Raw genomic sequence first — 7420 nt, forward strand, 5'->3', positions numbered from 1 at the left:
AATGGCATTGATCGTTCACAAATATGGCGGCACGTCGATGGGTTCGCCCGAGCGTATCCGCAACGTTGCCAAGCGCGTAGCCAAATGGGCGCGCGCTGGCCACCAAATCGTGGTGGTGCCCAGCGCCATGAGCGGCGAAACCAACCGCCTTCTGGGCCTGGCGGGCGAACTGGCCCCGGCCAAAGCCACTGCTGAATACCACCGCGAGCTGGATATGCTGGCCGCCACGGGCGAGCAGGCATCGTCGGCACTGCTGGCCATTGCGCTGCAAGCCGAGGGCATGCCCGCCGTCAGCTACACCGGCTGGCAGGTGCCCGTGCGCACCGACAGCAGCTACACCAAGGCGCGCATTGAGTCGATTGACGACCAACGCGTGCGCGCTGACCTGGATGCCGGTCGTGTGGTTATCGTCACCGGTTTTCAGGGTATTGATGGGGACGGCAACATCACCACGCTGGGTCGTGGCGGCTCGGACACATCTGCTGTGGCCATCGCTGCCGCCATGAAGGCCGACGAGTGCCTGATTTATACCGATGTCGATGGTGTCTACACCACCGATCCGCGCGTGGTGCCTGCGGCCCGGCGCCTGCACACCGTCAGCTTTGAAGAAATGCTGGAAATGGCCAGCCTGGGCAGCAAAGTGCTGCAAATTCGCTCGGTGGAGTTTGCTGGCAAGTACAAAGTGCCCATGCGCGTGCTGTCCAGCTTCACACCTTGGGACATCGACCTGGCCGAAGAAGCCCAATCGGGCACGCTCATTACTTTTGAGGAAGACGAAAAAATGGAAAAAGCCGTTGTATCCGGTATCGCATTCAACCGCGGCGAAGCCAAGATCTCGGTGCTCGGCGTGCCCGACACCCCCGGCATTGCCTACCGCATCCTCGGCCCCGTGGCAGATGCCAACATTGAAGTCGATGTGATCATCCAGAACATCAGCAAAGACGGTAAGGCCGACTTTAGCTTCACGGTCAACCACAGCGATTTCAATCGCGCGCTTGATCTGTTGCGCACGACAGTGGTGCCCGAGCTCGGTGCCAAAGAGGTGGTGGGTGACCCTAACATCTGCAAGGTGAGCATTGTGGGTATCGGCATGCGCAGCCACGTGGGTGTTGCCAGCACCATGTTCCGTGTCCTGAGCCAAGAGGGCATCAACATCCAGATGATCTCTACCTCCGAGATCAAGACCTCAGTCATCATTGATGAGAAGTATCTGGAACTTGCCGTGCGTTCGTTGCACACAGCTTTCGGTCTGGATAAGACGGCTGAATGATTGAGTTGCCCAAAATTTGAGGCATAATAGCGGGATTGGAAACGTGACCGAGTGGCCGAAGGTGCTCCCCTGCTAAGGGAGTATGGGGTGTAGAGCCTCATCGAGGGTTCGAATCCCTCCGTTTCCGCCAATTAAAAGCCCTCAAGCAAAGTATTTGCTTGAGGGCTTTATGCATTGTTGGTATTTGTTTCTGTGGGTGTGATCTCTTTTGTGGCTGGTTCCCAGCGAGTGAGATAAAGCGACGCTGTCGCAATCTTGTGTAGTGCTTGTAGTGCAAGTTGATCGGCTTGACTGTATGTAAAAAGTATTTGCATATTTCTTTCAAAGTTATTTCAAGTCTGTGTTAAAATAGAGGGCTTCGCTACCCGGTGCTTTGGTTTTTCCGGTGTTGTTTGGGTGGCGAAGGTGGTTGAAAAAGTTTTCTGGGTTTTGTGTTTAGTTGCTGAAAAGCGGTGTAGAATACAAGGCTTCGCTAGATAAGATTGCTGCTTGCAGTGTTCTGTTTGGTGAGAATGCTGAGAAGTTTAAATAACCCTCAGTGTTGACAGGAAATAAAAAGACCTGTTATAATTCAAGGCTTCGCTGATCGCAGCGACCTTAGTGGAATAAGAGTTAAATCTGTTCTGTTGGTACTTTAAAAATATACAGCCGATAAGCGTGGGCGTTTGGACGTGGATTGCCAAGTTCTTTGGAACTAGTGCTTGCACTACAAACGCTCATGGAGAAGTGAAGTTCACTTCGATTTCTTTATGAGTTAACTCGGAAGAGTATAAATTTAACAAGATCGAACTGTAGAGTTTGATCCTGGCTCAGATTGAACGCTGGCGGCATGCCTTACACATGCAAGTCGAACGGTAACAGGTCTTCGGATGCTGACGAGTGGCGAACGGGTGAGTAATACATCGGAACGTGCCCGATCGTGGGGGATAACGCAGCGAAAGCTGTGCTAATACCGCATACGATCTACGGATGAAAGCGGGGGATCGCAAGACCTCGCGCGGACGGAGCGGCCGATGGCAGATTAGGTAGTTGGTGGGATAAAAGCTTACCAAGCCGACGATCTGTAGCTGGTCTGAGAGGACGACCAGCCACACTGGGACTGAGACACGGCCCAGACTCCTACGGGAGGCAGCAGTGGGGAATTTTGGACAATGGGCGAAAGCCTGATCCAGCAATGCCGCGTGCAGGATGAAGGCCTTCGGGTTGTAAACTGCTTTTGTACGGAACGAAAAGACTCTGGTTAATACCTGGGGTTCATGACGGTACCGTAAGAATAAGCACCGGCTAACTACGTGCCAGCAGCCGCGGTAATACGTAGGGTGCAAGCGTTAATCGGAATTACTGGGCGTAAAGCGTGCGCAGGCGGTGATGTAAGACAGATGTGAAATCCCCGGGCTCAACCTGGGAACTGCATTAGTGACTGCATCGCTGGAGTGCGGCAGAGGGGGATGGAATTCCGCGTGTAGCAGTGAAATGCGTAGATATGCGGAGGAACACCGATGGCGAAGGCAATCCCCTGGGCCTGCACTGACGCTCATGCACGAAAGCGTGGGGAGCAAACAGGATTAGATACCCTGGTAGTCCACGCCCTAAACTATGTCAACTGGTTGTTGGGAATTCACTTTCTCAGTAACGAAGCTAACGCGTGAAGTTGACCGCCTGGGGAGTACGGCCGCAAGGTTAAAACTCAAAGGAATTGACGGGGACCCGCACAAGCGGTGGATGATGTGGTTTAATTCGATGCAACGCGAAAAACCTTACCCACCTTTGACATGTACGGAAGATCGCAGAGACGCGATTGTGCTCGAAAGAGAGCCGTAACACAGGTGCTGCATGGCTGTCGTCAGCTCGTGTCGTGAGATGTTGGGTTAAGTCCCGCAACGAGCGCAACCCTTGCCATTAGTTGCTACATTTAGTTGAGCACTCTAATGGGACTGCCGGTGACAAACCGGAGGAAGGTGGGGATGACGTCAAGTCCTCATGGCCCTTATAGGTGGGGCTACACACGTCATACAATGGCTGGTACAAAGGGTTGCCAACCCGCGAGGGGGAGCTAATCCCATAAAGCCAGTCGTAGTCCGGATCGCAGTCTGCAACTCGACTGCGTGAAGTCGGAATCGCTAGTAATCGTGGATCAGAATGTCACGGTGAATACGTTCCCGGGTCTTGTACACACCGCCCGTCACACCATGGGAGCGGGTTCTGCCAGAAGTAGTTAGCCTAACCGCAAGGAGGGCGATTACCACGGCAGGGTTCGTGACTGGGGTGAAGTCGTAACAAGGTAGCCGTATCGGAAGGTGCGGCTGGATCACCTCCTTTCTGGAAAACTGCAATCTAGTTTGAACGCCCACACTTATCGGTTGTTGGAAGAAGTCGCTGTAAAGCAACTGCAAGATTAAAAATTCTTGTTGTTATTTGCAGAGACCCGCTTGGGTCTGTAGCTCAGTTGGTTAGAGCACTGTGTTGATAACGCAGGGGTCGTTGGTTCGAGACCAACCAGACCCACCAAGTGTTACAGGTCAAATTTCGACACGACAATGCGATTCCTGGGGGATTAGCTCAGCTGGGAGAGCACCTGCTTTGCAAGCAGGGGGTCGTCGGTTCGATCCCGTCATCCTCCACCAACCAAGTATTTGGTTTATACGTGATTCAACACCAAAGTGGCTTTGAAAAAGGCTACTTTGTTGTTGATCGATATTGTTCGATCAATCGGCTGTTCTTTAAAAATTCATAGAGTCGAATCAGAGTTGCTGATGGAAACTGCAAGGATAAAACCTGCAGACCGTGCCATCAGCAACATGAAATTTTTGATTGCGTCAAAACGAATATTCAAGCTTAGCTTGGAAATTCAAAAGTAATACGATGAAGGCCCGAAAGGGTTTAGTTGATTACGGCATAACGCGCAAGGTGAAAGACCTTGCAAGTCCTTGAAAGAAAATGGAGATGTTTCGCAAGAGACGTCAAAGTTATAGGGTCAAGTGACTAAGAGCATGTGGTGGATGCCTTGGCGATGATAGGCGACGAAAGACGTGATAGCCTGCGATAAGCTTCGGGGAGCTGGCAAATAAGCTTTGATCCGGAGATTTCTGAATGGGGAAACCCACCCTTAGGGGTATCGCACACTGAATACATAGGTGTACGAAGCGAACCGGGTGAACTGAAACATCTCAGTAGCTCGAGGAAAAGACATCAACCGAGATTCCGAAAGTAGTGGCGAGCGAAATCGGAGAAGCCTTGCAGTGATAGCACGACGGTTAGCAAAATGGGATGGAAAGCCCAGCCATAGCAGGTGATAGCCCTGTATGCGAAAACCGACGTGTGGTACTAGGCTGCAGAAAAGTAGGGCGGGGCACGAGAAACCTTGTCTGAATATGGGGGGACCATCCTCCAAGGCTAAATACTCATCATCGACCGATAGTGAACCAGTACCGTGAGGGAAAGGCGAAAAGAACCCCGGGAGGGGAGTGAAATAGATCCTGAAACCGCATGCTTACAAAAAGTAGGAGCCTCGAAAGGGGTGACTGCGTACCTTTTGTATAATGGGTCAGCGACTTACATTCAGTGGCAAGGTTAACCGAATAGGGAAGCCGTAGAGAAATCGAGTCCGAATAGGGCGAACATAGTCGCTGGGTGTAGACCCGAAACCAAGTGATCTATCCATGGCCAGGATGAAGGTGCCGTAACAGGTACTGGAGGTCCGAACCCACTAGTGTTGCAAAACTAGGGGATGAGCTGTGGATAGGGGCGAAAGGCTAAACAAACTTGGAAATAGCTGGTTCTCTCCGAAAACTATTTAGGTAGTGCCTCAAGTATTACCGTCGGGGGTAGAGCACTGTTTAGGCTAGGGGGTCATGGCGACTTACCAAACCTATGCAAACTCCGAATACCGACGAGTACAGCTTGGGAGACAGAGCACCGGGTGCTAACGTCCGGACTCAAGAGGGAAACAACCCAGACCGCCAGCTAAGGTCCCTAAAATTGGCTAAGTGGGAAACGAAGTGGGAAGGCTAAAACAGTCAGGATGTTGGCTTAGAAGCAGCCATCATTTAAAGAAAGCGTAATAGCTCACTGATCGAGTCGTCCTGCGCGGAAGATGTAACGGGGCTAAGCCAGTTACCGAAGCTGCGGATGTGCAATTTATTGCACGTGGTAGGAGAGCGTTCTGTAGGCCTGTGAAGGTGTCTGGTAACGGATGCTGGAGGTATCAGAAGTGCGAATGCTGACATGAGTAGCGTTAAAGGGGGTGAAAAGCCCCCTCGCCGTAAGCGCAAGGTTTTCTACGCAACGTTCATCGGCGTAGAGTGAGTCGGCCCCTAAGGCGAGGCAGAGATGCGTAGCTGATGGGAAACAGGTCAATATTCCTGTACCGATCAATAGTGCGATGTGGGGACGGAGAAGGTTAGCTCAGCCAACTGTTGGATATGTTGGTTCAAGCCTGTAGTCGTGCTCGGTAGGCAAATCCGCCGGGCTTAGATGAGGGGTGATAACGAGTCTGCTTGCAGACGAAGTGAGTGATACCCTGCTTCCAGGAAAAGCCACTAAGCTTCAGCTATTGACGACCGTACCGCAAACCGACACTGGTGCGCGAGATGAGTATTCTAAGGCGCTTGAGAGAACTCAGGAGAAGGAACTCGGCAAATTGATACCGTAACTTCGGGAGAAGGTATGCCCCAATTAGGTGAACCTGTACAAGGCAAGCCAAAAGGGGTTGCAAAAAATCGGTGGCTGCGACTGTTTAATAAAAACACAGCACTCTGCAAACACGAAAGTGGACGTATAGGGTGTGACGCCTGCCCGGTGCTGGAAGATTAAATGATGGGGTGCAAGCTCTTGATTGAAGTCCCAGTAAACGGCGGCCGTAACTATAACGGTCCTAAGGTAGCGAAATTCCTTGTCGGGTAAGTTCCGACCTGCACGAATGGCGTAACGATGGCCACACTGTCTCCTCCTGAGACTCAGCGAAGTTGAAATGTTTGTGATGATGCAATCTCCCCGCGGAAAGACGGAAAGACCCCATGAACCTTTACTGTAGCTTTGTATTGGACTTTGAACGGATCTGTGTAGGATAGGTGGGAGGCTTTGAAGTGTGGTCGCTAGATCACATGGAGCCAACGTTGAAATACCACCCTGGTGCGTTTGAGGTTCTAACCCAGGTCCCTTATCGGGATCGGGAACAGTGCATGGTAGGCAGTTTGACTGGGGCGGTCTCCTCCCAAAGCGTAACGGAGGAGTTCGAAGGTACGCTAGTTACGGTCGGACATCGTGACGATAGTGCAATGGCATAAGCGTGCTTAACTGCGAGACTGACAAGTCGAGCAGATGCGAAAGCAGGACATAGTGATCCGGTGGTTCTGTATGGAAGGGCCATCGCTCAACGGATAAAAGGTACTCTGGGGATAACAGGCTGATACCGCCCAAGAGTTCATATCGACGGCGGTGTTTGGCACCTCGATGTCGGCTCATCTCATCCTGGGGCTGTAGCCGGTCCCAAGGGTATGGCTGTTCGCCATTTAAAGAGGTACGTGAGCTGGGTTTAAAACGTCGTGAGACAGTTTGGTCCCTATCTTCCGTGGGCGCTGCAGATTTGAGGAAGCCTGCTCCTAGTACGAGAGGACCGGAGTGGACACACCTCTGGTGTACCTGTTGTCACGCCAGTGGCATCGCAGGGTAGCTAAGTGTGGAAGAGATAACCGCTGAAAGCATCTAAGCGGGAAACTCGTTTCAAGATGAGATCTGCCGGGGGCTTGACCCCCCTGAAGAGTCGTTCTAGACCAGGACGTTGATAGGCTGGGTGTGTAAGCGCAGTAATGCGTTCAGCTAACCAGTACTAATTGCTCGTGCGGCTTGACCCTATAACTTTGATCTCCAATGATCAAGGTCTGTTATGCCAATAGCGCAATCAAAAACAATCTGATTCCATACTCTATGAATTCGCTAGGCAGTCCAAAAAACTGCCCAGCAACAAGTTACGCCTGATGACCATAGCAAGTCGGTACCACTCCTTCCCATCCCGAACAGGACAGTGAAACGACTTCGCGCCGATGATAGTGCGGGTTCCCGTGTGAAAGTAGGTCATCGTCAGGCACCAATAGCCTCCAAACCCCCCCGTAACCTCACAAACAGGTCACGGGGGGTTTCGGTTTTGGGGGG

At 51.9% G+C, this 7420-nt stretch carries 1 protein-coding gene, 3 tRNA genes and 3 rRNA genes; all 7 read left to right on the forward strand.

The window, feature by feature from the left end; translation table 11 throughout:
• Window position 1: 1 nt before the first annotated feature.
• The 7 genes from EV674_RS06840 to rrf all read left to right on the forward strand — a co-directional run bounded on the left by EV674_RS06840 (window position 2) and on the right by rrf (window position 7354).
• On the forward strand, window positions 2–1270 hold the full coding sequence (locus EV674_RS06840) for an aspartate kinase (protein WP_119012738.1): 1269 nt from the start codon (window positions 2–4) through the stop codon (window positions 1268–1270).
• A 37-nt stretch (window positions 1271–1307) separates the two neighbouring features.
• A tRNA-Ser gene (locus EV674_RS06845) sits at window positions 1308–1400 on the forward strand.
• Between the two features lie 656 nt (window positions 1401–2056).
• Window positions 2057–3589 (forward strand): 16S ribosomal RNA (locus EV674_RS06850).
• 112 nt (window positions 3590–3701) lie between these two features.
• Window positions 3702–3778: transfer RNA gene (locus EV674_RS06855), tRNA-Ile, on the forward strand.
• A 40-nt stretch (window positions 3779–3818) separates the two neighbouring features.
• Window positions 3819–3894: transfer RNA gene (locus EV674_RS06860), tRNA-Ala, on the forward strand.
• A gap of 348 nt (window positions 3895–4242) precedes the next feature.
• Window positions 4243–7122 (forward strand): 23S ribosomal RNA (locus EV674_RS06865).
• Between the two features lie 119 nt (window positions 7123–7241).
• A 5S ribosomal RNA gene (gene rrf, locus EV674_RS06870) occupies window positions 7242–7354 on the forward strand.
• Together the 16S, 23S and 5S rRNA genes with 2 tRNA genes alongside form the textbook arrangement of a ribosomal RNA operon.
• Window positions 7355–7420: the final 66 nt, after the last annotated feature.

It is taken from the genome of Simplicispira metamorpha, from assembly GCF_004341365.1.
Taxonomy (GTDB): domain Bacteria; phylum Pseudomonadota; class Gammaproteobacteria; order Burkholderiales; family Burkholderiaceae_C; genus Simplicispira; species Simplicispira metamorpha.